A 22,954-nucleotide genomic window follows, 5' to 3' on the forward strand; every position below is an offset into this window, starting at 1 on the left:
GCTCCGTTAAAATTCGCTGTTCGAAAGCGGGCGCGACCGGAGCGCCGCGACGGAAGACCAGGGAAACGGCAGCGGCGATGACGGTGACAGACAACGGCCCGGCGATCACGGACGAGGCCGTCTTCGGGCCCGGCATCGACCCCGAACGGCTCGCCGTCTGCCTCGGCGTGCTCGAGGAACTCGACCGGCTGGAGGTCGACCACCCGGACGCGATCGCGGTGCGCCGGGCCACCGCGGGCATCTACCGCACCGTCAAGCAGCGCCGCCGCCAGGAGCGCCGGGCCGCCAAGACCGCCCACGACAAGGCGGTCACGGAGGCGACGGCGACCGGCTCCGCCCAGCGCATCGACGACGAGACCGAGGGGCTGCTGCCCTCGTCGGCCACCGGCGAGGGCAGGATCGCGGGGATACTCCAGCGCCCGCGCTCCTGCTACACCTGCAAGACCCGGTATGTGGAGGTCGACTACTTCTACCACCAGCTGTGTCCCGACTGCGCCCGCGTCAACCGCGTCAAGCGCGACGCCCGCGCCGACCTCACCGGCAAGCGCGCCCTGCTCACCGGCGGCCGGGCCAAGATCGGCATGTACATCGCGCTGCGGCTGCTGCGCGACGGCGCCCACACCACGATCACCACGCGCTTCCCCAAGGACGCCATCCGCCGCTTCAAGGCCATGGACGACTCGGCGGAGTGGATCCACCGCCTCCAGGTCGTCGGCATCGACCTGCGCGACCCGGCCCAGGCCGTGGCCCTGGCCGAACAGGTCGCCGGGGCGGGCCCGCTCGACATCCTGATCAACAACGCGACGCAGACCGTACGCCGCCTGCCCTCCGCCTACGCCGCCCTGGTCGACGGCGAGAGCGCCCCGCTGCCCGCCGGGGAACTGCCCGCCCACCACGTCATCGGCGCCTTCGGCTCCGGCGCGGTCGACGGGCTGGCCGCACTGCCGCCGGGCGCCGGCGGCCTGGACGCCCAGCAGGTCGCCGACCTCGCCCTGGTCGCGGGCAACGCCAGCGTCGCCCGGCACCTCGACGGCACCGCCATCGACGCGGGCGGCCTGGTCCCCGACGTCGTCGACAGCAACACCTGGGTGCAGACCATCGACCAGATCTCCCCGGTGGAGCTGCTGGAGACCCAGCTGTGCAACTACACCTCGCCGTTCATCCTGATCAGCGCCCTGCGGCCGGCCCTGGCCGACGCCGCGCGGAAGGCGGCGAGCGGGCGCGCCCACATCGTGAACGTCTCCGCCATGGAGGGCGTCTTCGGCCGCGGCTACAAGGGCGCCGGCCACCCGAACACCAACGCCGCCAAGGCCGCCATGAACATGGTCACCCGGACCAGCGCCCAGGAGATGTTCCAGACCGACGGCATCCTGATGACCTCGGTCGACACCGGCTGGATCACCGACGAGCGCCCGCACCACGACAAGCTGCGCCTGGCCGAGGAGGGCTTCCACGCACCGCTCGACCTGGTGGACGGGGCGGCCCGGGTCTACGATCCGATTGTGCGCGGCGAACAGGGCGAGGACCTGTACGGCGTCTTCCTGAAGGACTACGCGCCCGGAAAGTGGTGATCCGCGATCGTGCGTGTGGCCCGGCGCCCGCCGGGAACCCGGCCCCTGGTGACAACCGCGTCAGGGAGTGATCATGGGTGGTCAGGACAACATCGATCCGCGAGCGCAGAACGACCCGCGCAACCGCTACCCCACCGATGAGCAGTTCTACGGCAGCGATCGTACGGGCCGGTCCGCGCTGCCGGAGGACCGGCCGCGAGGCGGCGCCCGGGAGCCGTACAAGCACCCCTGGACGTGGAGCACGGTCGCCATCGTCGTGTTCGTCGTCCTGATCGTCGCCCTGGGCATCGCGCTGTTCCCGTAAGGGGACCATGGCCGCCGTCAGGAGCGAGGTGGTGCGTATGAGCGAAGAATGTCACCGGCGGCGTACCCCGGCCCGGGGTACGCCGTCCTGACCCGGGTCCCCCCGTCCACCAGCAGGTCGGCGCCGGTGACCCACCCCGCGGCGTCCGAGGCCAGCCACACCGCGGCCCGCGCGACGTCGTCCGGCTCGCCGATGCGCCCCAGCGGCAGTCCCGCCGCCAGCTCCGGCCCGCCCGGCTCCCAGACGAACCGCGCCATCTCGGTGCGCACCAGGCCGGGGGAGACGGAGTTCACCCGCACCGCGGGCGCCAGCTCCCCGGCCAGCTGCCGGGTCAGGTGCAGCAGGGCCGCCTTGCTCGTGCCGTAGGCGCCGACGTGCGGTCCGACGTGGCCGGCGCCCTCCGTGCAGATGTTGACCACCGAGCCGCCGTGCTCCCGCATCCACGCGTGCCACGCCTCCCGCACCAGCCGCAGCGGCGCCTCGACGTTCACCGCGAAGGCCTCCGGCCACGCGCCGGGGTCGATGTCCATCAGCGGCCCGTACGGCTGGTTCGTCGCCGCGTTGTTGACCACCACGTCGATCCGGCCGAACGCCTCCAGCGCCAGCTCGGTGACCGCCCGCAGATGGTCCGGGTCCCCGACGCCGCCGGCCAGCCCCACGCCGCCCAGTTCCTCGGCCGTGCGCCGGACCCCGTCCGCGTCCCGCGCGGTGACGCACACCAGCGCCCCCGCCTCGGCCAGCCGCCCGGCGACCGCGCGCCCGATGCCGCGCGTCGCCCCGGTGACGACGGCGGCCCTGCCCTTCAGCCCGTACGACCCATACGACGGCTTCATCGCCGTACCGTCTCATGACGGGCCGTCAGTCGACAGCCCCCAGGCGGGAGTTGCGTGCGGCGACCAGTTCCAGCACGGTACGCCAGTCCTCCAGCACCCCGGCGTCGACGCCGGGGGCGCGGCCCTCCTCGTCCGCCTGGCGCAGGCACGCCAGCTCCTCGTCGGCGGGCCGACCGGAGCGGTGGTGCTCGCGCACCAGCCGGGCGACGCGCTCGCCGAGCAGGGCGCGCACCGCGTCGGCCGCGCCACCGGGGTGGGCGGCGGCGCGGCCCGGCCGCAGCAGTGGGCCGATGGCGTGCACCAGCCCCGCCACCTGGAGTTCCTTGTCCGCGGGGCGCCGGCGCCGCAGCAGCGCGGCGGTCTGCAGGGCGTGCTGGTGCAGATCGACGCGGCCCCTCCTCGGGCCCGGGGCGTCCCACGAGCCCCGGCAGGCGTACAGCAGATCCATCAGCTCCTCGACACTGCGCAGCTGCATGCGTCAGTCCTCCCGCAGGACAGGCCGTTGCCGTCCGCCAGCAGACCATGGCCGCCTTGCGATTCGGCCAACGGGACCTGAACTGTGCGGCCCGTCCGCCGCCCGGCGCCGGGCTCAGCCGGCGCTTGCCGTGTCCCCGGGAAGCCGCCGGCCCGTCACGGCCGAGAAGCAGTGCACCTCCTGGGCGCGGATCGCGACCCGCAGCGAGGCCCCCTCGCCGTAGGCGGGGCGCCCCGGGAGGCGGACGACGAGCTCGGCGCGGGCCCGGCCGGACGTCGCGGTGGTGTGGAGGTGGACGACGGCGCCGGTGTCCTCGACCGCGTCGACCACGAGGTCGAGCCCCGGCGTCTCGCGGTCCTCCGGGGAGAGGAACTCGAACTGCTCGGGCCGGACGCCGAGCACGATCTCGGGGGCGCCGGCCGCCCGCAGCGTGCCACGGGCGAGCGGGATGTCCAGGGCGCCGAACCGGGCCCCGGCGGCGGACAGCGGGAGCCGGAGGAGGTTCATCGCCGGCGAGCCGACGAAGCCGCCCACGAAGGTGTTGGCCGGGCGGCGGTAGACCTCCCGCGGCGTGCCCACCTGCTGGAGCACCCCGTCCCTGAGCACGGCGACACGGTCGCCCACGGCCATCGCCTCGAGCTGGTCGTGGGTCACGTACACGGTGGTGATGCCGAGGTGGTGCTGCATCCGGACGATGCGCGCACGGGTCTGCGCGCGCAGCCGGGCGTCGAGGTTCGACAGCGGCTCGTCCATCAGATAGGCCCGCGGGTCCCGCACCAGCGCCCGGCCGGTCGCGACCCGCTGCCGTTCGCCGCCCGCGAGGGTGCCGGGCCGGCGGTCGAGGTACTGCTCGAGGTCCAGTACGGCGGCGGCGTGCCGGACCCGCTGCCGGGCCGGCGGCCTGGCCATGCGGGCGATCCTCAGGGCGAACCCGATGTTGTCGGCAGCCGACAAATGCGGGAGCAGGGCGTAGTCCTGGAAGACCATCGCGATGTCCCGGTCCCGGGGCGGAAGATGGGTGACGTCCCGGACGCCGATGAGGACCGAACCCGAGTCGACGTCCTCAAGGCCGGCGAGCATGCGCAGGCAGGTCGACTTCCCGCACCCGGAAGGACCGAGGAGGACCATGAACTCACCGTCCTCGATCTCGAGGTCGAGCGAGTCCACGGCCGGCCGGTCCATCGCCGGGAAGCACCGGGTGGCTCTGTCGAAGGTGACCGAGGCCATGACGTCCCCCTCCCGGAGATGTCTCTCCGACCCAGGATGGAACGGGTGTTGGCCGTTCGGCACGTCTGTGAGCCGAACGGGTGACAGAAATGAGGACTGAAACCGAATAACTTAGGACATTGAGCCCAAGTTTTCGGCCCCATAGAGCGGTCCTCCGCTCATTTGGTTAATCTGGAGCGGACGGACAGCACCACCGGGTCCCACCCACACCCACGTCCGTCCCGGGGCAAGCCGGTTCACAGCGGCCTGTTCTCACCCGAGTTGCAGGCGCCACCGCGTCCGAACTGCTTTCGACTCACACCTGAGCGGGCGTCAGGCGCCGGACCGCCGAGCGACCGGCACGCCCCGAGGGTGACCCGACACATAAGGAGTGCGCGGTGACACCAGAGAAGACGAATCGCGAACAGCGCCCCGAGGAACACGCGGAGCGCGCCGGCCACCGGCCCGACGAGATCGGCAGCCTGGACGTGTGGGCCCGTTCCGCACCGATCCGCCTGGCGGGCTACGAGGAGGACCTGGCCGAACCCCACATCCTGCCCAGCGTCGACTGAGACGCCGGCAGGAGCCTCGCGATCGCCGACCGCATGGGCGTGCCAGACTCACGCCCATGCAGATCAGAGAAGCCGCGGCCGACGACTGGCCGCGGATCTGGCCTTTCTGGCACCGCATCGTCGCCGCCGGTGAGACCTACGCCTGGGACCCGGACACCTCCGAGGAGGCTGCCCGGGCCCTGTGGATGGGTCCCGCCAATCGGGTCTACGTCGCCGAGGACGACAGCGGCGCCGTCGTCGCCTCCGCCTACGTCACTCCCAACTACGGCGGCCCCGCGGCCCACATCGCCAACGCCGGCTTCATGGTCGACCCCGACCGGGCGGGCCGCGGCATCGGACGCGCCCTGGCCGGACACGTCCTGGCCGCCGCCAGGTCCGACGGCTACGACGCCATGGTCTTCAACGCCGTCGTCGAGACCAACCCCGCCGTGCGGCTGTGGCTGTCGCTGGGCTTCACGATCCTGGGCACGGTGCCGGACGCCTACGACCATCCCCGGTACGGGCGGGTGGGGCTGCACGTGATGCACCGGGCGCTGTAGGTCCGCCCGGTCCGCTCGAAGCCCTCAGTCCTTGCGGCCGGTGACCGCCACCGTGACGCCCAGGCCGATCATCGTCAGCCCGCCGGCCCCGCCCACCATCGACAGCCGGCGCGGGGAGCGGGCGAACCAGTCGCGCGCGGTGGACGCGGCCAGGCCCCAGACGCTGTCGGAGGCGAGGGCGATGGCGTTGAAGACCAGGCCGAGCAGCAGCATCTGGGCCGTGACGTGTGCCGCGTCACGGTCGACGAACTGCGGCAGCACGGCCGCGAAGAACACGATCGTCTTGGGGTTCGTCACCCCGACGGCGAACCCTTCCCAGAAGGTGCGCAGCCCGCTGTGGCCCGCGTCCTGGCCCGTGAACGCGGCCCGCAGCGAACCGCGCGCCCGCCACGCCCTGATGCCGAGGTACACCAGATAGGCGGCACCGGACAGCTTCAGCCCGGTGAAGAGCGGCAGCGAGCGCTCCACGAGCGACCCGATGCCCACCGCCACGGCGACGACGAGCAGGTAGGCCCCCAGTGTGTTCCCCGCGACGGTGGTCAGTGCGGCCCGCCGCCCCTGCGCCAGCGCACGCCCGACCACGAACAGCACACTCGGCCCGGGAACCACGATGAGCACGAGGGACAGCGCCGCGAAGGCGAGAAGCCGGTCGGTGGAAGGCATGCGCCCATGCAAGCACGCGGACGGGCCGGCCCTCAGCCGGTTTTTCCGCGCCCGCGTCCGGCACGACGCCCGCTGCCGGCGTCCGGCACACCGCGGCGCTCCCCGCGGGGCGCTCAGTCCAGCGGTGCCGTCCGCCGCCACGGGCGCAGCTGCTCCAGCTGCTCCGCGACGTCCAGCAGCATCGCCTCCGAGCCGGGGCGGCCGGCCAGTTGGACGGCGGTGGGGGCGCCGGAGGGCAGGGTGCCGAAGGGGACGGCCATGGCGGGCCAGCCGGTGAGGTTCCAGGGCGGGGTCATGGGGGAGTAGTTGGTGTTGGCGAGGACGTTGGCGAGCCAGCCCCGCTCGTGCCAGGGCGCGGACCTGGGTGAGCGGCGGGCGAGGGCCGGGGTGAGCAGGACGTCGTACTCGGCGAAGAACGCCTCCATACGGCGGCGCAGCCGCTCCCGGCTGTCGCTGGTGCGGACGTGGTCGACGAAGCGGCGGCCGATGGCGGCGTGGACGCGGGTGCGCCGGGTGAGCAGGCGCGGGTCGAGGTCCTTGGCGTCGACCGCCGTGCCGGCCGTCCAGTGGGTCAGCGACATCGTGTTCAGGGACAGCGGGTAGGGCGGTTCGGCGCGGCGCACCTGGTGGCCCGCCTTGATCAGGACGCCGCCCGCGTCCCGGGCCGCGGTCGCGTACGGGCTGGTGATCGTGACGCCCAGCAGGGGGCTGCGCAGCGAGACGGCGACCTTGCGCATGCCCGGCTCGGACGGCCGTACGGCGTCGGTGTCCGCGAGGACCGTCAGCATCAGCCGCACGTCCTCGACGCTCGTGGCGAGCGGGCCGTTCTCGGACATGCCGAACCAGTCGCCCTCGCCGATGCCCGCGGGGACCACGCCATGGCCCGGCTTGATGGTGACCAGGCCGCAGTTGGCGGCCGGGATGCGCAGCGAGCCCATGCCGTCGTTGCCGAGGGCGATCGGCACCAGGCCGGCGGCGACCGCGGCCGCGCTGCCGCCCGAGGAGCCGCCCGCGGTGCGGGTCGGGTCCCAGGGGTTGCGGGCGGTGCCGTGCACGCCTTCGGTGGTGCCGAAGACGCACAGTTCCGGCACGTTGGTCAGGCCCACGACCACCGCGCCGGCCGCCCGCAGCCGGGCCACCGTGACGTGGTCCTCCTCGGCGGGCGTGTCCGGCGTCGCCGCGGAACCGACCCGGTTGGACTCGCCGCGCACCGGAAGGTTGTCCTTGACGGCCACCGGCACGCCGGCCAGCGGCAGTCCGGCCAGGTCGCCGCGGTCGGCCACCGCGTCGGCCTCGGCGAGGGCCGCCCGGGCCCGCACCACCCGGAAGGCTCCCACGCGCGGGTCGATCCGCTCGATGCGCTCCAGATGCTCGGCCACCACCTCGCGGGGCGTGGCCCGCTTCTCGCGTACGGCGGCGGCGATCTCGGCGGCGGTCCGGCCGACCCAGCTGGTCACGGGTGCTCCTCGGGGGTGCGAAGCCTGGGCTTACTCGTCAGTACGCACAGCACTCTGCCCCGGCGCGGGCCGCACGTCGAGAGCTCCCGCTCCCGGACCTGCGCGGCACTCGTGCCGGACTTCCGGCGAGGATCTTCCGGTCACCGGCCCCGACACCCCAGCTCATCCGATCAATAACTCAACTCTGGTCGCCATCGGCCCCATTGACAGGCGTATAAGCCCGCTCAATCATCAGACATCCGATGAATTGGGAGCCGCTCATGAGTATGAGTCCGTATCCAAGACGTCAGGTCCTCGGCGCGGCCGCCACGGTCGCCGCCGCGGCCGCCCTGCCCCTCGCCGCGCCCGGCGCGGCACACGCCGCCCCGCCCACCGGCGACGACGCGGGCACCTCACCCCGGTGGGCCCCCGTCCCCGACCCGGTCCCGGTCCCGCTCGACGCCCTCTACGACAACGACGGCCTCGACACCGCCGCGGCCCGCGGCGGCGACTTCGACGGCTCCGGCTACACCTTCCCCGGTGAGGAACTCCCCGCCGGCCGCGTCGAGGTCGACGGCATCCCCTTCGACTTCCCGGCCTCCACCGCGGGCGCCAGGAACAACGTCGTCGCGCTTGGCCAGCGCGTCGACCTGCCCCGGGGCCGCTACCTGTCGGCCGTGTTCCTCACCGCCGGCAGCTACGGCGACGCCTCCGGCCGGGCCACCGTCCACTACGCGGACGGCTCGACCAGCACGGCCGGCCTCGGCGGCGCCGACTGGTACGCGGCGGGCGGCTCGCTGTCGGCGCCCTACCGCTACAAGCCGGACGGCACCAAGGACGAGCACAGCGTCGGCATCGGCACCTCCGAGGTCTGGCTCGACCCGGGGCGCGAGGCCGTCGCCCTCACCCTGCCGGTCACCAACCCGGCCGAGGCGAACAAGACCTCCCTGCACGTCTTCGCGCTCTCCCTCCAACCGGCCGCCCGGGGACGGGCGCTCGCCCTGCGCGACGCCCGCTCCACCCCCTCCCTCCTGGAGCCCACCGGCGCCCAGAGCGTCGAGGCCACCGTCGTCAACGCCGGCACCGTCGCCGTCCTGAGCGGCGACGACGTGAGCGTACGCGTCGACGTCCCCGGCGCCCGCACCGTCGAACCCGCCCGCATCCGGCGCCTCGACCCCGGCGAACAGGCCCGCGTGCGGGTCGGCATCCGCAACCGAGCGGGCACCGCACCCGGCACGCGGCAGGACGGCGCGGTGACCGTCCGCGGCCGAGGCGGCGAAGCCGCCACCGGCCGGCGCACGCTGACCCTGGGCACGGCCGACTACCGGCCCACCGAGACCTCCCTCGCCGCCCACCAGGCGCCGTACTGGTTCGACGGAGCCAAGTTCGGCATCTTCATCCACTGGGGCGTCTACTCGGTGCCCGCCTGGGCGCCGGTCGGCAAGCAGTACGCCGAGTGGTACTGGGACCAGATGCAGGACCCGTCGAACCCGACGTACGCCTACCACCGCGACACCTACGGCGCCGACTTCGCCTACGACGACTTCATCCCGCGCTTCACCGCGGAGAGGTTCGACCCGCGCGCGTGGGTGGAGCTGTTCCGCGAGGCCGGCGCGCAGTACCACGTGCTGACCTCCAAGCACCACGAGGGCTTCGCCCTGTGGGACACCAAGGTCTCCGACCGCAACGCCGTCAAGCTGGGACCCAGGCGGGACCTGGTCAAGGAGCTGTTCGCCGCCTCCCGCAGGTACACGCCCGAGCTCCACCGCGGCCTGTACTTCTCCATGCCCGAGTGGTTCAACCCGGACAACCCGTGGATGGGCCACGCCCCGCGCAATCCGTACACGCTCGAACCGGTGCCGTACACCGGATACACCGCGGGCAAGGACTACGTGAAGGACTTCCAGGCCCCGCAGATGCTCGAACTGATCCACGGCTACGACCCGGAGATCATCTGGTGCGACATCGGCGGCGCGAACGACAGCCTGCACGTCCTCGCCGAGTACTTCAACCACGCCAAGAACCGGGCCCGTCCGATCGACGTCACCGTCAACAACCGCTCGGGCATCGCCTTCCACGACTTCACGACGCCCGAGTACACGACCTACGACAACACCGTCGTCGCCAAGTGGGAGTCCAGCCGCGGCCTCGACCCCTTCAGCTACGGCTACAACCGGGCGACCCCGGACGCCTCCTACATGAGCGCGGAGGAGGTCGTGCACAGCCTCGTCGACATCGTCTCCAAGAACGGCAACCTCCTGCTCGACATCGGCCCGCGCGCCGACGGCACCATCCCGGAGGTCATGCAGAGCAGGCTGCGCGAGACGGGCGCCTGGCTCGCGGTCAACGGCGAAGCGATCTACGGCACGACGTACTGGTCGCGCATGGCCCAGCTCGGCGACGACCTGCGCTTCACCGTCCGAGGGGACGAGGCCTTCTACATCCACTCCCTGACGAGGCCGGGCGCCCGGCTCACCGTCGAGGCACCCGTACCGGTCCGGGCCCGGGACAGGGTGACGATGCTCGGCCACGACCGGCCGCTGACCTGGACCGTCCGCAACGGCGCACTGGTGATCGACGTACCCGAGTCGGCCCGCCGGGCGGGAGAGCACGTGTGGGTCTTCAAGGTGGAGTGGCATGACTGAGCCCGGCAGGAGAGACCGACGCGGCTGCTCGGGGCCATGGCGGTGCCGACGCCGCTGACGGCACCGGCCTTCGCGCAGGGCGGGACCCGCCACAGCTCACGGTGCCCGCGCCGGCCGACCGGAGGGCGGAGCCGACCTCGCCCGGGGAGCACGGGGCCACCGGTGCCTCCCGGGCGCGGACGGTCGGCCTCGGCGGCGGACGACGGGCGGACCGCGTCCGGCCGGCCGAGCACCTCCGGCACGGCCGGCAGACCGGCAGCGGCGCGGCCGAGGCGTGGCGCGACGGGGCGCCCGGCGGGAGGTGACCCGGGCCGGAACCGCCGGCGCGAGCCGCATCCCGCTCCTGCCCGCGCCCGTACGGGCCCCCGGCGGCGCGGTCGGATCACCCGGGCGCGGGGGGACCGTACGGCTGGGCCGTTTCCATTTGTACCGTTCACGGATTCCGGGGGTACCCGCGGGGCAGGCGGTCACCAGGGTGTCGGCGCTCTGGTGACCGTCCGTTCAGGCGGGTGAGCGGCGGCGCTGCCGGCGGACCCGCCAGACGACGAGGCCGGCCACGACGAGGGCCACCGAGACCAGGGCGACGGTCCCGCCGACGACACCCTCGACGCGCTGGAAGGCGGCGCCCGCCGCGTAGCCGACGGCGACGTTGCCGACGCCCCAGGCCAGCCCGCTCAGGGCGTTGTACAGCAGGAAGCGGCGGTAGCGCATGCGCGAGGCGCCCGCCAGCGCGGGCACCAGCGAGCGCACGAAGGCGAGGAAGCGGCCGACGAAGACGGCCGCCGGGCCCCGCCTGCGCAGCAGGTCACGTGCCCGCTCGACCCGCTCGGCCCGCCGGCGCAGGGGCCGGGTGCGCAGCAGCGGCGGTCCCAGGCGCCGTCCGATCTCGTAGCCGACGCTGTCCGCGGCGACCGCCGCGAGGACCACGGCGACGGTCAGCCAGACCGGGTCCACCGTGCCCCGGCGGGCCAGGACGCCGCCGACGATCACGGCGGTCTCGCCCGGCAGGACGAACCCGAAGAACAGCGCGTCCTCGGCGAACACCAGCGCCACGACCACGGCGTAGACCAGCGGGCCGGACAGCCCGGTGAGCCAGCCGATCAGAGCGTGCATCTGCCGGTTCCCCTCTCCGCCGTTCGCCGGATTCCTCGCCGGACCGGGTTCCCCTGACACGCCGGGCACACCATGTGCGAATCTGGCAGCCGGTGCAGGCTGGGCACGGACGGGACGGTGAGGTACGGATGCGAGAGACCTACCACAAGGAACTGGAATCGATCAGCGAGGCCCTGGTGGAGATGGCGAACCTGGTCGGTTCCGCGATGGGCCGCGCGACCGGTGCTCTGCTGGACGCCGACCTGCCGCTCGCGGAGAGCGTGATCTCCACCGAGGAGCAGGTGGAGGCCATGCAGCGGGACCTGGAGGAGAAGGCGATCACGGTGCTGGCCCGGCAGCAGCCCGTCGCCACCGACCTGCGCACGGTGGTCACCTCACTGCGGATGAGCGCCGACCTCGAACGCAGCGGGGTCCTGGCCCAGCACGTCGCCACGCTGGCCCGGCGACGCCATCCCGACCACGCGGTGCCGCGCGATCTGCGCCGCACGATCCTGGAGATGGGCCAGCTCGCGCAGCGGCTGATGGCGCAGGCCGCCGAGGTGCTCATGACGCAGGACGTCGACGCCGCGCTGCAGTTGGAGCGGGACGACGACCGGATGGACGAACTGCACCGCCTGATCTTCCAGCACCTGATGGACGACCGCTGGCACCACGGCGTGGAGACGGCCGTCGACGTCACGCTGGTCGGCCGCTACTACGAGCGCTTCGCCGACCACGCCGTCTCCATCGCCCAGCGCGTGGTCTACCTGGTCACCGGCGAACACGCCGAGGACCTGGTGGACAACCCGCCCACGCCGGTGTGATCACATCCGGGTGATCCCCGGCCGCCGCCCCGGTCCCCGGCGGGCTCAGGTCTGCCGCAGGACCTCTTCCAGGAAGGACACCGAATCCACGGCCGGGGAGGCGACCAGGCTGAGGCGGTCCATGACCGCGAGGTAGTGGTCGACCTCCTCGGGCTTGTCCAGGTACAGGGCGCTGGAGAGCTGCTCGAGGTAGACGACGTCGGGCAGGTCGGGCACGGGGAAGCGGAGCACGGTGACCGGGCCGCCGGCCGCCGCGTGGCCCCCGACGTGGAAGGGCAGCACCTGGAGCGTGACGTTGGGCCGGGCGGCGACCTCGACGAGGTGCTCGAGCTGGTCGCGCATCACACCGGTGCCGCCGAGCGGCCGGCGCAGCGCGGCCTCGTCGACGACCACCCACAGCTTCGGCGCATCCGGCCGGGAGAGCAGCTCCTGCCGGGTCATGCGCAGATCGACCCGGCGCTGGATCGCCTCGGGCGAGCTGATGGGGTGGCCGAGACGGATGACGGCCTCGGCATAGGCAGGGGTCTGCAACAGGCCGGGAATGAACTGCACTTCGTAGGTGCGGATGAGGGACGCCGCCTCCTCCAGGCCCAGATGCTGCTCGAACCAGCTCGGGAAGGCGTCGCCGTACGCCCGCCACCAGCCGGGTTCGTTGGCCCGCTGCACCGACTCCAGGTACTCCTGGCGCGCGTCGGGGTCATGGACGCCGTAGAGCGTGAGCAGATCGGCGACGTCGCGCTGCTTGAAGCCGACGCGGCCGAGCTCCATGCGGCAGAGCTTGGCGTCCGAGGCGCGTATCGCCGAAGCGGCCGTGTCCCGGCTGATGTTGAGGGATTCCCGCAGGCGGCGCAGGCGTGTGCCCAGCATGATGCGCTGCACGGTCGGGCCGCCGCGCCGAAGGCTGAGGACGTCGGGACCGGTGGCGATCGGATCGGGTCGCACTGCCGTCATGATCATCCCCTCGGCCGCCGCGCCGGCTGTGTCTGCGTATTTTTCCGGGACTCAACCAAGGAGGGTAGCACCGTGGTGCCGAACGGCTGCGGTGCGTGAAGTGGCCGGAAGGCGCGCGCCGTTGACGTGCGCCTTCCGGCCGTCCGCGGGTGTGCAGAACCTCAACGGCCGGGGAGTAGGCCGTCGAAGTCGCCGTCCTTCACGCCGCGGACGAAGGCGGAGATCTCGGCGCTGGTGTAGACGAGAGCCGGACCTTCGGGGTGGCGGGAGTTGCGCACGGCGACACTCCCGTCCGGGAGTGCGGCGAGTTCGACACAGTTGCCCTCGGGGTTGCTGTGATGGCTCTTGCGCCAGATCGCCCCTCTCAGCTGGGTGGCGGGTATGCCGTTGCTCACGTGCTGCATCTGGAGCCTCTTTGAGATGAAGTCGCGCTGCCGGCTCTGCAATTGCATCCTCAATTGCATCCACGGGTGATGCGGGGACGATAGCGCCCGGCTCCCGCCGCTCGCAAGATCGTCTGCAATTGCAGCGGTAATTGCCGATGCACTTGCGGACGGACTCGCGGGCGTAGCACGATACTTCGCACAGGTGTAGCGCTCGTCAGTTCTCTCCGCAGGGGTCCCAGGGGTCGCGATGTCCGCAGAGCAAGTCGCAGAACCGGCCGACCCCCCACGCATCGAGGCGACTTGGCAGTGGCTGTGCCAGGCCGTGGATCACATAGGCCGCCCCGGACCCGGGATCACCTTCCCCCTCGCACCCGCCTCCGAGGACGGCCGGGGCCCCGCCCGCTGCTCGGTCCTCGTCGTGCCGCCCCTGCCCCAGTCCGCGCACATCGCCCGTGACTTCGTCAGGACGACCCTCGCCGACCGCGCCGCCCGCGACCGCATCGACGACGTCGCGGTCACCGTCTCCGAACTGATCAGCAACGCCCTGCGCTACGGCCGGCCCCCGGACGGGGCGGAGTTGCGGCCCGCGCTCTGGCTGGCGTACTGGGACAGCTGGTCCTGCGCGGTGTGCGGGGTCACCGACGAGAGCGATCCGGGGCCGGTCGCCGTGGAGGCGGAGGACCTGGCGGAGTCGGGGCGGGGGCTGCGGGTCGTCTCGGCGCTGAGCGACAGCTGGGGCTGGAGTCCGCGTGCGGACGGCGGGAAGGTCGTCTGGGCGCTGTTCGGACTCTGACACCGCGGAGCACGGCGGTCACCTCTCCTGGCTCCCCTCTTCTCTCTCCTCGTACGCCCGGCGGCGCGGTCCGCGCCCGGGCGGCGGCCGAACGGGTGCGAGGCATGCTGCCCGGCGACCGGGGTATCCGGGAGCTTGCCGGGCCTCGGTCCGGCGAAGCCGAGGCCGACGACCGGGGAGGGACCCACCATGACGGCGACGACCGCGCAGACTGCCGGACGGACGGCGGACGTGCCGGAGATCGCGGACCCTTCGAAGGTCGCGCCCCAGGACGCGCGGGAGCTGTCGAAGCTCTTCTTCGACCAGCTGGCGGTCCTCGAGGAGGGCACGCCGGAGTACCAGTACGCGCGCAACACGCTGATCGAGATGAACATGTCCCTCGTCCGCTTCGCGGCCGGCCGCTTCCGCAGCCGCGGGCCGGAGGAGATGGAGGACATCGTCCAGGTCGGCATGATCGGCCTGATCAAGGCCATCGACCGGTTCGAGCTGTCGCGCGAGGTCGAGTTCACCTCCTTCGCCGTCCCCTACATCGTCGGTGAGATCAAGCGGTTCTTCCGCGACACCACCTGGGCCGTGCACGTCCCGCGCCGGCTCCAGGAAGCCCGCTTCCAACTCGCCCGCGCGAGCGAGGAACTGCGCAGCCGGCTCGGCCGGACGCCGACGACCAAGGAGCTCTCGGAGCTGATGAGCCTCCCGGAGGACGAGGTCGTCGAGGCCCAACTCGCCTCCAACGGCTACAGGTCGGCCTCCCTGGACGCGGCGATCAACGGCAGCGAGGACGGCGAGGCCGCGCTGGCGGACTTCATCGGCGACGAGGACGCAGCGCTCGGCCTGGTCGAGGACTTCCACGCCCTCGCGCCGATGATCGCCGAACTCGGGGAACGGGACCGCAGGATCATCCACTGGCGTTTCGTCGAGGAGCTCACCCAGGCCGAGATAGGCGAGCGCCTCGGTGTCTCCCAGATGCACGTCTCCCGGCTGCTCTCCCGTCTCCTGGCGGGTCTGCGCGAGGGCATGCTCGGCACCGGCTGACCGCCGGACGGCCCCCTCCGGGGCCGCCCCGGCGCACCGCGCAGGAGTGTCCGGCGCCCTCGGCCCGGTCGGAGAGGCGGTCAGCCGGCCGGGTCCTGGCCGCCCGCGGCACAACAGTTGCCATTTGACAACTATGGCCGTGAGGCAACAAAGTAGGCGAGTCGTACGGCAGGGGAAGGATCTGCAATGTTCCGGTGGGCGGAGTCCGCTCCGTGCGCCGGCCGTCCGAGCCCGGGGGTGCCGGGGCTCGCGGTGGCCCGGCCCGGTGTTCAGGCCGTCCGCTCTCCAGGGGTGTGCGCGGCGCTGTCGTGTATCTGCAGCGCCGCGGTGTCGCAGAACGACTCCAGCCCTTCCAGGAGCGCGGTCCGCTTGGCGGCGGGCATCAGCTCCAGCACCGCCCGCAACTCCCGCTCCCGGCGTGCCCGCAGATCGTCCAGGAAGGCGCGACCGTGGCTGCTGAGGTGCAGCCGCACCTCGCGCCGGTCGGCGGGGCTGACCATGCGCTCGAGGAATCCGGCGGCCACCAGCCGGTCGCAGAGCCTGCTGGTGGACGGGGGAGTGGAGGCCAGGGAGTCCGCGAGGGAGCGCAGGTTGATGCCGTCCTGGTGCTCGACCATGAACAGCACGCGCAGCTGGGAGGGAGAGGCCGGCGCGGTCGAGGCCCGGCCCCAGAGGACTTCCAGCAGCTCCACCGCCGTCAAGGTCATGCCTGCGACCTCGGCGGGTTCGGGGCGGGGGCGGAAGACAGTCACCGTCACACTCTCGCAGGCACTGGGACGGTCGTCAGCGTACTAGGTGCCGCAAGCGGCAACAGATGACTCGGGCAGGCGGCGCGGCTCGACCCGGGCCGGCTCGTCGCCCAGGGCGAGCCCCGCGTGTGTCCGTCGAAGGAATGGTGTATTTCCCATCGTGAACAGATTTGTGACCGCCGAGCGCGCGCTGCGCACGGCGGCCCCGCATGAGCTGCTCGACACGGTGAGCCGCGTGCTCGCCGAGGAGTACGCGGCGCAGTCCGTCGAGCTGTTCCTGGCCGACTACGGCCTGACCGTCCTGCAGCCGGTGTCGCAGCTGCCCCGCACCACGGCCCCGGTGTCGGTGCACAACAGCCCCGCCGGCCGCGCCTTCGGCGCCCAGGAGCCGTTCCTGGAGGGCGTCCGGGACGGCGCCGTACGCGTGCATCTGCCGGTCACCGTGCGCGGGGACCGGCTGGGTGTGCTGTCGGTCACCATGCGGGACCGGGAGGCCGTGCGCGAGCTGCTGGGCGAGCTCGCGGACGTCGCCGAGGTGCTGGCCCACGAGGTCCTCGTGGCCGAGCGCGACACGGACGTCTACCTGCGGGCGCGGCGCAAGGACCGGCTGACCCTGGCCGCCGAGATGCAGTGGCAGCTGCTGCCGGGCCGCTCCTGTTCCCGCCCCGAGTACGACCTCGGGGCCCAGCTGGAGCCGGCGTACGCGATCTTCGGTGACAACTTCGACTGGTCCGCCGACGCCGACCGCCTCATGCTCTACGTCACCAACGGCATGGGGGAGGGCATAGAGGCCTCCCTGCTGACGAACCTCGCGATCAACGCCCTGCGCAACGCCCGGCGGGCCGGTATCGCCATCGATGACCAGGCCGCCCTGGCCGACCAGGCGGTGTACGCGCACTACCGGGGGCGCTGCTACCTCTCGGTGCTGATGCTGGACTTCGAGCTGGCGACGGGCCGGGTGCGGGTCGTGGACGCCGGCTCCCCGCAACTGCTGCGGCTGCGGGAGGGCGTGGTCGAGCGGGTCGGCTTCGAGGCCCAGCTCCCGCTGGGGATGTTCGAGGAGACCGACTACGTGGCTCAGGAGTTCCAGGTCGAGCCGGGCGACCGGCTGGTCTTCGTCAGTGACGGGGTGTACGCGGTCGCCTCGCCCAAGGGTGAGGCCTACGGGGACGCCGCCCTGGCCCGGGCGATCACGTCCACCCGGCTGCTGCCCGCCGCCGAGGTGCCGCGGGCCATCCTGCGGGAGCTGACCGGCCACCGCGGCCAGTCCGCTCCGCAGGACGACGCGCTGGTGGTCTGCCTGGACTGGCGCGGGCACTGAGCCGCCGCGCGAGCCGCGGATGTGTCGATGCGGTGTCGTTTCCACGGTGCGCGCGGCACTCATACTTGTCATGTGGCAATAATTGCCGGAGGGCGTCGGACGAGGCGCGGACGGCTGTGCTGAAGGGGCACGATGCAGGGTGTCGGAGCGGACGGTGGCCGAGTCGGCGGCACGGGAGCCGGCGGCCGTCCTGGAGCGCTGCCGCGAGCGGATCGCCCGGCGGCGGGCGGACGCGCCGCTGTTCCGTACGGTCCTCACCGTCTCCCGCGACGAGGTGGTGGAGGCGTGCAGGTCCGTCTCCAGGGGGACCTGCACGACCGCACGGCCGAGCGGCTCCGGCGGGACACCGCCCGCCGGGTGACCGGCAGCGCGGCGACCGGCGTGGTCATCGGCGTCTCCGGCGTCTCCGGCGTCTCCGGCGTCTCCGGCGTCTCGGGCGTCTCGGGCGCCCGGATCGTGGACTCGTCCCTGGCGCGGGTCGTCGCCGGGATCGCGGCCGGGACCCGCCTGCCGGCCGCCCGCACCGTCCTGTGCGGCATGCGGCCGGCGGCGGCGCTCACCCTGGTCGGGCCGGGCCTGACGCTGCCCGGTATGACGCTGCCCGGCCTGATGACGGCGCTCGACGCCCACCGCGCTCTCGCATCGCTACACGGTTCCGTCCCCGGCGGCCCCGAGGGGTGCGCGTGACACCGGCCACCGATCCCGCCACCGCGACGAGCCTGCCGATCGGCTCGGACGCGGACCTGGCCCGGCTGCGCCGGCAGGTGCGGCGGATCTCGGCCGAACTCGGCTTCGGCCTGGTGCAGCAGACCAAACTGGTCACCGCGGCCAGCGAACTGGCCCGCAACACCCTGGTCCACGGCGGCGGCGGCCAGGCGCGGATCACCCCTCTGGCCGACGGTCCGCGGCGCGGACTGCGGCTCGCCTTCGCCGACACCGGCCCCGGTATCGGCGACGTGGAGCAGGCGCTGACCGACGGCTACACCAGCGGGGGCGGCCTGGGAATGGGGCTCGGCGGGGCCAGGCGGCTGATGGACGAGTTCTCCGTCGACACCGTGCCCGGGAAGGGCACGGTCGTCACCGTCGCCGCCTGGATCACCGGCGTGCCCGCCCCCCGCCCGGGGACGGGATGACCCGCGTCGGCGACGTCCCGGCGCACGACTCCGCCCGTGTGCGTGACGTCCGTGTGCGAGACGTCCATGTGCGTGACGTCCGTGTGCGTGACGTCCGTGTGGCGACCGGGGCGGCCGGGGCCCGGGCCGGTCCCGACGGCCTCCGCCCGGGGTCCCGGGAGCCGGGCGGCCCGCTCGTCGCGCACCGTGACGGGCTGTCCGGCCGGTGGGTGCCGCCCGCCGATCCGGCGCTCCCCGGCCGGACGCGGGCAGCCGACGCGGCGGCCGTCGCGCGCGATGCCGGCAGTGCCACCGGCTTCGCGCGCGCCGGGACCCGCCTCGTCGTCCTCGTCCGCGCCCCTTCTGCCGGGTGCCCGCGCACGTCCAGCCGCTGACCACCGGCACCATGACGCGGGACGCCGTCGGACTGCACGACGTCCGCCTGCCGCCGTCCCGCACGCTTCGCCTGCGTCCCGGTACCGGTGCCCGCCGCGATAGCGTGGAGGCCGCAAGGGGAGAGGATGGAGACTTCGTGAACACCTCTGACGCGGTCCCGTCCGCCGAGGCCCAGCTGCGGGCCGCTCCGCCGCACGCCCTGGTGGCCACCGCCGGCCGGCTGCTGGCCGAGCGGTTCGGCGCGGGCGACGTCACGCTCCTCCTCGCCGACTACGGCCTGACGGTGCTGCAGCCCGTCACACGGCTGCCGGACACGGGCGAACCGGTGTCCGCCCACGACGGCCCCGCCGGCACCGCCTTCACCACCCAGAAACCGGTGCTGGAGGTCACCGCCGACCCGGCCACGGAACTGCTCCACCTGCCCGTCACCGTCCGCGGTGACCGCCTCGGTGTGCTCCGCGTCCAGGTGCCCGGCACCTCCGCCGACCCGGCCACGGTGCTCCGGCTCGGCGAGTTCGCCACCGCGCTGGGCCACGAGGTCGCCACGGCGGGCCGGGACACCGACCTCTACCTGCGGGCCCGACGCACCCGCCGCCTCACCCTCGCCGCCGAGATGCAGTGGCAGCTGCTGCCGGGCCGGGGGTGCGCGCGCGAGGAGTTCGTCATCGGCGCCCATCTGGAGCCGGCCTACGCCATCGGCGGCGACAACTACGACTGGTCCACGAGCGCCGACCACCTCACGCTCACCGTCACCGACGGCATGGGCGAAGGCATCGACGCCTCCCTGCTCACCAGCCTCACCGTCGGCGCGCTGCGCAACGCCCGCCGCGCCGGCGTCGGCCTCGCCGAGCAGGCGTCCCTGGCCGACCAGGCCCTCTTCTCCCAGTACGGAGGCAAGAGGTACGCCTCCACCTTGCTGCTGCGCTTCGACCTCGCCACCGGCGCCGTGTCGGCCGTGGACGCCGGCTCCCCGCAGCTGTACCGGCAGCGCGGCACCGCGGTGGAGCGCGTCGAACTCGACGCCCAGATGCCGCTCGGCATGTTCGAGGAGACCCCCTACGAGGAGCAGACCTTCCAGGTCGAGCCGGGCGACCGCCTGGTCGCCCTCAGCACCGGCGTCCACGACACCCGCTCGGCGACCGGGGAGATGTTCGGAGAGGGCGTCCTGCGCCAGATCCTGGGCGCGACCCGGCAGACCTCGCCGCACGAGACGGCCCGTTCGGTGGTCGCCGGGCTGATCGAGCACGTCGGCACCCGGGACATCCTCGCCGACGCCTCCGTCGTCTGCCTCGACTGGACGGGGCGCGAGGCCGGGGCGCCCGGGCAGCAGAGGCCGGGGCGCTGACCTACGGTGCCCCGGGCGGCCGGGAGGGCGCCTGCTCCGGTGTCTTCAGCACCGCCTTCATGCCGCTGACCAGCGCCGACCGCTCCGCCGGTGCCATGGCCGCCAGCAGGCCCGCCAGGGCCTCGGTGCGCCGGCCGGCCACGTCCCTCAGCACGCGGCGCCCCTGACCGGTGAGGTTCAGCTGCACCTCGCGGCGGTTGCCCGGGTGCAGCGCACGCTCCAGCATCCCCGCCGCCTCCAGCCGGTTGCACAGCCGGCTGGCGGTGGGCAGCCCGATGTCCAGCCGCTCCGCCAGGCCGGTGAGGTTCAGCTCCGGTGCCGTCTCCAGCGCCCGCAGCGCCCGCAACTGGTGCAGGGACAGCCGCAGGGCCGCTTCCTGGGCGGCCGCGGACCAGAGGTTCGCGAGACGCTCCACCGCGTCGGCGATCTCTCGAGCGTCGGCGCTCGCGCCGTCGCCCGAGCCCTCCGCGCGGTCGTCGGCGCCGCCGGGAAGAGTCACGAACGCATCACTTTCCGTAAGATCCGATCTTGCGGGGACATCCCGTATTCCAAGGCTGTACCCGAAGAGCCGGGGCGCAAGCAGCCTTTGTGGACCATGACCACCCGACCGCGCACGCATCCCCGGCCACTTCCGTCACGGCAGCCGGGCGGACGGGGGATCCTACGAGCGGTCCGCCACCGCGACGCGGGGCTCCACCGGCGCCTGCCGGCCGGGTTTCGCCAGCTCCGCGTTGAACTGGGCACCCACCAGCAGGGCCAGGTTGGACAGCCACAGCCAGATCAGGAAGATCACCACGCCGGCCAGAGAGCCGTACAGGCGGTGGTAGGTGCCGATGTGGGACGTGTAGACGGCGAACCCGACCGAGACGGCCAGCAGGAGCACCACCGCCAGCGCGCCGCCCGGGGCCATCCGGCGTACCGGGCGGGAGGAGGCGGGGCCCGAACGGTACAGGACGAGCACCATGGCCACGGCGACCACGGCCACCACCGGCCACCGCAGCGCGTCCCACGCGGCCTGCGGTCCGCTGCCCAGATCCAGCGCCCGGCTCAGGCGCCGGGCCAGGCTGCCGGTGAGGAACAGCGTGAGCGTGGACGTCAGCAGCAGCGAGATCAGCACCAGGGTCGTGACGATGATGCGCGGCGCGGTCCGCCAGACCGGCCGGTGCGCACTGACGCGGTGCATGGCGTGCAGCGCCCGGCGGAAGACGCTCAGATAGCTGGAGCCCGACCACAGGGCCGCCGCCCCGCCGAGGAAGACCAGCGTCCAGGCCGCCGACGACTGCTCGGTCAGCTGCCGCAGGGTGCTGCGCAGCAGCGCCCGCGAGGCGACCGGGACGGCCTGCGCCATGCGGTCGATGACCTCGGGTTTCGCGGTGGGCACGGTCAGCCCCACGATCGAGAGGATCACCAGCAGCACCGGGAAGAGGGCCAGGACGGCGTAGTACGTCAGTGCGGCGGCCCAGTCCGTGACGTCGTCGTTCCAGACGGCCACCGGGGTGCGGCGCAGCGCCGCCCACCAGCGGGCCCTGCGACCGTCCGGGGCGTCGGCGTCATCGGCGTCGTCCGCGTCGTACATGGGGTGGGTGCTCTCGTCCTCGTCGTCCGGGCAGCCGGTCGGGCCGGGGCCTCGGCTGGCTCATGCCCCCCGGGCCGCCCCTGTACTCTCCCGCACGATCAGCCGCGGCACCGGCACCCGCACCGCGCGCGCCGGGCCCCCGTCCAGCAGCGCGGTCAGCTCCCGCGCCGCCGTACGCCCGAACTCGACGCTGTCGCGGGAGAGCGCGGACAGCCAGGGCCGGACCATGCGGCACAGGGCCGAGTCCTCCCAGGCGACCACGGACACGTCCGCCGGTACGGAGAAGCCGAGCTCGGTCGCGGTGGCCACGCCGGCGACGGCCATCACGTCGTTGTCGTAGATCAGGGCGGTCGGCGGGGCGGGGCGGCCCAGGACGCGGCGGGTGACGGCCGCGCCCTCCGCGTCGGAGTAGTCGGTGGTCACCGACTCGACCTCGCGCAGGCCGCGGCCCTCGGCCTCGGTGCGCAGGGTGCGCACCCTGCGCTCGGTGTGGGCCAGGCCCGGCAGGCCGGCGATGTGCACGAGGCGGCGGTGGCCGAGCCGGTACAGCTCGTCGACGACGGAGGCCATCGCGCCCGCGTCGTCCGCCCAGACCGTCGACAGGCCGGGGTGGCGTTCGTCGGGCGCGCCGCCGATCACCACGGCGGGCAGGCCGAGTTCGTCCAGCAGACCGGGCCGCGGGTCGTCGGTGCGCGGGTCGACGACCAGGACGCCGTCCACGCGGTGCTCGGCCCACCAGCGGCGGTAGACCGCGCACTCGTCGGCGACGTCCTCCACCACCTGGAACAGCAGGCCGAGATGACGCTCCGCCAGCACCTCCTGGATGCCCGAGACGAGCTGGAGGAAGAAGGAGTCCACACCGAGGGTGTGCGCGGGCCGGGCCAGCACGAAGCCGACCGTCGCCGCGCCCTCCCCGGACAGCTGGCGCGCCGCCGCGCTGGGCCGCCAGCCCAGCTGCTCGGCGACCCTGCGCACCCGGTCGCGGGTGACCTCGGAGACTCCCGGGCGGCCGTTGAGCGCGAAGGAGACGGCGCTCTCGGAGACACCGGCGCGCCGGGCGATGTCCTTCATCGTCGGCCGACGGGCGGGGGAACGCCTGGCTGCCACCTCGCTCACCCTTTTCTCGGCAGTCG

At 73.3% G+C, this 22,954-nt stretch carries 25 protein-coding genes; 13 read left to right on the plus strand and 12 right to left on the minus strand.

Features of this window, described 5'->3' with window-relative positions:
• Positions 1–77 precede the first annotated feature (77 nt).
• Together ACJ9NR_RS33105 and ACJ9NR_RS33110 are read left to right on the plus strand one after the other, a co-directional pair.
• Positions 78–1,571, plus strand: coding sequence for an SDR family NAD(P)-dependent oxidoreductase (locus tag ACJ9NR_RS33105; RefSeq protein WP_412491002.1), 1,494 nt, complete (start codon positions 78–80; stop codon positions 1,569–1,571).
• 73 nt (positions 1,572–1,644) lie between these two features.
• Positions 1,645–1,875, plus strand: coding sequence for a hypothetical protein (locus tag ACJ9NR_RS33110; RefSeq protein WP_412491001.1), 231 nt, complete (start codon positions 1,645–1,647; stop codon positions 1,873–1,875).
• A gap of 17 nt (positions 1,876–1,892) precedes the next feature.
• On the opposite strand, the gene ACJ9NR_RS33115 is transcribed toward ACJ9NR_RS33110, so the two are convergent.
• The 3 genes from ACJ9NR_RS33115 to ACJ9NR_RS33125 all read right to left on the minus strand — a co-directional run bounded on the left by ACJ9NR_RS33115 (position 1,893) and on the right by ACJ9NR_RS33125 (position 4,410).
• Positions 1,893–2,708 (minus strand): SDR family oxidoreductase, encoded by an 816-nt coding sequence (locus ACJ9NR_RS33115; RefSeq protein WP_412491000.1) that lies wholly within the window; start codon positions 2,706–2,708, stop codon positions 1,893–1,895.
• A 25-nt stretch (positions 2,709–2,733) separates the two neighbouring features.
• Positions 2,734–3,183: a hypothetical protein gene (locus tag ACJ9NR_RS33120; RefSeq protein WP_412490999.1), complete on the minus strand. Its 450-nt coding sequence runs from the start codon at positions 3,181–3,183 to the stop codon at positions 2,734–2,736.
• Positions 3,184–3,297: 114 nt separating this feature from the next.
• Entirely contained in the window at positions 3,298–4,410 is a 1,113-nt protein-coding gene (locus ACJ9NR_RS33125) for an ABC transporter ATP-binding protein (RefSeq protein WP_412490998.1), read from the minus strand.
• Positions 4,411–4,787: 377 nt separating this feature from the next.
• Between ACJ9NR_RS33125 and ACJ9NR_RS33130 the strand changes: the two genes are divergently transcribed.
• Both ACJ9NR_RS33130 and ACJ9NR_RS33135 read left to right on the plus strand, forming a co-directional pair.
• The gene (locus tag ACJ9NR_RS33130) at positions 4,788–4,961 is read left to right on the plus strand and encodes a hypothetical protein (protein WP_412490997.1); all 174 of its coding nucleotides are present in this window, start codon (positions 4,788–4,790) and stop codon (positions 4,959–4,961) included.
• A 56-nt stretch (positions 4,962–5,017) separates the two neighbouring features.
• Positions 5,018–5,500: a GNAT family N-acetyltransferase gene (locus ACJ9NR_RS33135; protein ID WP_412490996.1), complete on the plus strand. Its 483-nt coding sequence runs from the start codon at positions 5,018–5,020 to the stop codon at positions 5,498–5,500.
• Between the two features lie 24 nt (positions 5,501–5,524).
• Here ACJ9NR_RS33135 and ACJ9NR_RS33140 read toward each other — a convergent pair whose 3' ends face one another.
• Positions 5,525–6,163 (minus strand): LysE family translocator, encoded by a 639-nt coding sequence (locus ACJ9NR_RS33140; RefSeq protein WP_412490995.1) that lies wholly within the window; start codon positions 6,161–6,163, stop codon positions 5,525–5,527.
• Between the two features lie 113 nt (positions 6,164–6,276).
• Positions 6,277–7,620, minus strand: a complete 1,344-nt coding sequence (locus ACJ9NR_RS33145) for an amidase (protein ID WP_412490994.1) — start codon at positions 7,618–7,620, stop codon at positions 6,277–6,279.
• Positions 7,621–7,886: 266 nt separating this feature from the next.
• On the opposite strand from ACJ9NR_RS33145, the gene ACJ9NR_RS33150 reads away from it, so the two are divergent.
• Positions 7,887–10,244, plus strand: coding sequence for an alpha-L-fucosidase (locus ACJ9NR_RS33150; RefSeq protein ID WP_412491845.1), 2,358 nt, complete (start codon positions 7,887–7,889; stop codon positions 10,242–10,244).
• 501 nt (positions 10,245–10,745) lie between these two features.
• Here the strand turns inward: ACJ9NR_RS33150 and ACJ9NR_RS33155 are convergent.
• Entirely contained in the window at positions 10,746–11,357 is a 612-nt protein-coding gene (locus tag ACJ9NR_RS33155) for a DedA family protein (protein ID WP_412490993.1), read from the minus strand.
• Positions 11,358–11,485: 128 nt separating this feature from the next.
• On the opposite strand from ACJ9NR_RS33155, the gene phoU reads away from it, so the two are divergent.
• Positions 11,486–12,160: a phosphate signaling complex protein PhoU gene (phoU, locus tag ACJ9NR_RS33160; protein WP_412490992.1), complete on the plus strand. Its 675-nt coding sequence runs from the start codon at positions 11,486–11,488 to the stop codon at positions 12,158–12,160.
• A gap of 45 nt (positions 12,161–12,205) precedes the next feature.
• Here phoU and ACJ9NR_RS33165 read toward each other — a convergent pair whose 3' ends face one another.
• Positions 12,206–13,111 carry a Sco1979 family transcriptional regulator gene (locus ACJ9NR_RS33165; RefSeq protein WP_412490991.1) on the minus strand — a complete coding sequence of 302 codons (906 nt, stop codon included), beginning with the start codon at positions 13,109–13,111 and terminating at the stop codon, positions 12,206–12,208.
• A 161-nt stretch (positions 13,112–13,272) separates the two neighbouring features.
• Positions 13,273–13,515 (minus strand): DUF397 domain-containing protein, encoded by a 243-nt coding sequence (locus ACJ9NR_RS33170; RefSeq protein WP_412490990.1) that lies wholly within the window; start codon positions 13,513–13,515, stop codon positions 13,273–13,275.
• 229 nt (positions 13,516–13,744) lie between these two features.
• On the opposite strand from ACJ9NR_RS33170, the gene ACJ9NR_RS33175 reads away from it, so the two are divergent.
• The gene (locus tag ACJ9NR_RS33175; RefSeq protein WP_412490989.1) at positions 13,745–14,290 is read left to right on the plus strand and encodes an ATP-binding protein; all 546 of its coding nucleotides are present in this window, start codon (positions 13,745–13,747) and stop codon (positions 14,288–14,290) included.
• Positions 14,291–14,479: 189 nt separating this feature from the next.
• A complete protein-coding gene (locus tag ACJ9NR_RS33180) occupies positions 14,480–15,322 on the plus strand; it encodes an RNA polymerase sigma factor SigF (protein WP_412490988.1) in 843 nt (280 codons plus the stop codon).
• 269 nt (positions 15,323–15,591) lie between these two features.
• Here the strand turns inward: ACJ9NR_RS33180 and ACJ9NR_RS33185 are convergent, their stop codons facing one another.
• Positions 15,592–16,029 (minus strand): MarR family winged helix-turn-helix transcriptional regulator, encoded by a 438-nt coding sequence (locus tag ACJ9NR_RS33185; protein WP_412491844.1) that lies wholly within the window; start codon positions 16,027–16,029, stop codon positions 15,592–15,594.
• A 202-nt stretch (positions 16,030–16,231) separates the two neighbouring features.
• On the opposite strand from ACJ9NR_RS33185, the gene ACJ9NR_RS33190 reads away from it, so the two are divergent.
• The 5 genes from ACJ9NR_RS33190 (at position 16,232) to ACJ9NR_RS33210 (ending at position 20,245) form a co-directional block, all read left to right on the plus strand.
• On the plus strand, positions 16,232–17,392 hold the full coding sequence (locus ACJ9NR_RS33190) for a PP2C family protein-serine/threonine phosphatase (protein WP_412490987.1): 1,161 nt from the start codon (positions 16,232–16,234) through the stop codon (positions 17,390–17,392).
• A gap of 139 nt (positions 17,393–17,531) precedes the next feature.
• Positions 17,532–17,753, plus strand: coding sequence for a hypothetical protein (locus ACJ9NR_RS33195; RefSeq protein WP_412490986.1), 222 nt, complete (start codon positions 17,532–17,534; stop codon positions 17,751–17,753).
• Entirely contained in the window at positions 17,678–18,079 is a 402-nt protein-coding gene (locus tag ACJ9NR_RS33200) for an STAS domain-containing protein (RefSeq protein ID WP_412490985.1), read from the plus strand. Before ACJ9NR_RS33195 ends, ACJ9NR_RS33200 begins: the two co-directional genes overlap by 76 nt.
• Positions 18,076–18,525, plus strand: a complete 450-nt coding sequence (locus ACJ9NR_RS33205) for an anti-sigma regulatory factor (protein ID WP_412490984.1) — start codon at positions 18,076–18,078, stop codon at positions 18,523–18,525. Before ACJ9NR_RS33200 ends, ACJ9NR_RS33205 begins: the two co-directional genes overlap by 4 nt.
• A gap of 511 nt (positions 18,526–19,036) precedes the next feature.
• The gene (locus tag ACJ9NR_RS33210; protein WP_412490983.1) at positions 19,037–20,245 is read left to right on the plus strand and encodes a PP2C family protein-serine/threonine phosphatase; all 1,209 of its coding nucleotides are present in this window, start codon (positions 19,037–19,039) and stop codon (positions 20,243–20,245) included.
• Between the two features lies 1 nt (position 20,246).
• On the opposite strand, the gene ACJ9NR_RS33215 is transcribed toward ACJ9NR_RS33210, so the two are convergent.
• The 3 genes from ACJ9NR_RS33215 to ACJ9NR_RS33225 all read right to left on the minus strand — a co-directional run bounded on the left by ACJ9NR_RS33215 (position 20,247) and on the right by ACJ9NR_RS33225 (position 22,892).
• The gene (locus ACJ9NR_RS33215; protein ID WP_412490982.1) at positions 20,247–20,744 is read right to left on the minus strand and encodes a MarR family winged helix-turn-helix transcriptional regulator; all 498 of its coding nucleotides are present in this window, start codon (positions 20,742–20,744) and stop codon (positions 20,247–20,249) included.
• Between the two features lie 162 nt (positions 20,745–20,906).
• On the minus strand, positions 20,907–21,821 hold the full coding sequence (locus tag ACJ9NR_RS33220; protein WP_412490981.1) for a YihY/virulence factor BrkB family protein: 915 nt from the start codon (positions 21,819–21,821) through the stop codon (positions 20,907–20,909).
• 60 nt (positions 21,822–21,881) lie between these two features.
• Entirely contained in the window at positions 21,882–22,892 is a 1,011-nt protein-coding gene (locus ACJ9NR_RS33225) for a LacI family DNA-binding transcriptional regulator (RefSeq protein WP_412491843.1), read from the minus strand.
• Positions 22,893–22,954 lie beyond the last annotated feature (62 nt).

Origin of the sequence: Streptomyces sediminimaris (assembly GCF_047049295.1) — a bacterium.
Taxonomy (GTDB): domain Bacteria; phylum Actinomycetota; class Actinomycetes; order Streptomycetales; family Streptomycetaceae; genus Streptomyces; species Streptomyces sediminimaris.

What these genes read in the sequence shown, in the direction of transcription:
- phoU (WP_412490992.1), top strand. Translation starts at nt 11,486, where the DNA reads ATGCGAGAGACCTACCACAAGGAACTGGAATCGATCAGCGAGGCCCTG.
- ACJ9NR_RS33165 (WP_412490991.1), bottom strand. Translation starts at nt 13,111, where the DNA reads ATGACGGCAGTGCGACCCGATCCGATCGCCACCGGTCCCGACGTCCTC.
- ACJ9NR_RS33135 (WP_412490996.1), top strand. Translation starts at nt 5,018, where the DNA reads ATGCAGATCAGAGAAGCCGCGGCCGACGACTGGCCGCGGATCTGGCCT.
- ACJ9NR_RS33220 (WP_412490981.1), bottom strand. Translation starts at nt 21,821, where the DNA reads ATGTACGACGCGGACGACGCCGATGACGCCGACGCCCCGGACGGTCGC.
- ACJ9NR_RS33185 (WP_412491844.1), bottom strand. Translation starts at nt 16,029, where the DNA reads ATGACCTTGACGGCGGTGGAGCTGCTGGAAGTCCTCTGGGGCCGGGCC.
- ACJ9NR_RS33110 (WP_412491001.1), top strand. Translation starts at nt 1,645, where the DNA reads ATGGGTGGTCAGGACAACATCGATCCGCGAGCGCAGAACGACCCGCGC.
- ACJ9NR_RS33225 (WP_412491843.1), bottom strand. Translation starts at nt 22,892, where the DNA reads ATGAAGGACATCGCCCGGCGCGCCGGTGTCTCCGAGAGCGCCGTCTCC.
- ACJ9NR_RS33125 (WP_412490998.1), bottom strand. Translation starts at nt 4,410, where the DNA reads ATGGCCTCGGTCACCTTCGACAGAGCCACCCGGTGCTTCCCGGCGATG.
- ACJ9NR_RS33175 (WP_412490989.1), top strand. Translation starts at nt 13,745, where the DNA reads ATGTCCGCAGAGCAAGTCGCAGAACCGGCCGACCCCCCACGCATCGAG.
- ACJ9NR_RS33155 (WP_412490993.1), bottom strand. Translation starts at nt 11,357, where the DNA reads ATGCACGCTCTGATCGGCTGGCTCACCGGGCTGTCCGGCCCGCTGGTC.
- ACJ9NR_RS33150 (WP_412491845.1), top strand. Translation starts at nt 7,887, where the DNA reads ATGAGTCCGTATCCAAGACGTCAGGTCCTCGGCGCGGCCGCCACGGTC.
- ACJ9NR_RS33115 (WP_412491000.1), bottom strand. Translation starts at nt 2,708, where the DNA reads ATGAAGCCGTCGTATGGGTCGTACGGGCTGAAGGGCAGGGCCGCCGTC.
- ACJ9NR_RS33180 (WP_412490988.1), top strand. Translation starts at nt 14,480, where the DNA reads ATGACGGCGACGACCGCGCAGACTGCCGGACGGACGGCGGACGTGCCG.
- ACJ9NR_RS33120 (WP_412490999.1), bottom strand. Translation starts at nt 3,183, where the DNA reads ATGCAGCTGCGCAGTGTCGAGGAGCTGATGGATCTGCTGTACGCCTGC.
- ACJ9NR_RS33170 (WP_412490990.1), bottom strand. Translation starts at nt 13,515, where the DNA reads ATGCAGCACGTGAGCAACGGCATACCCGCCACCCAGCTGAGAGGGGCG.
- ACJ9NR_RS33140 (WP_412490995.1), bottom strand. Translation starts at nt 6,163, where the DNA reads ATGCCTTCCACCGACCGGCTTCTCGCCTTCGCGGCGCTGTCCCTCGTG.
- ACJ9NR_RS33105 (WP_412491002.1), top strand. Translation starts at nt 78, where the DNA reads ATGACGGTGACAGACAACGGCCCGGCGATCACGGACGAGGCCGTCTTC.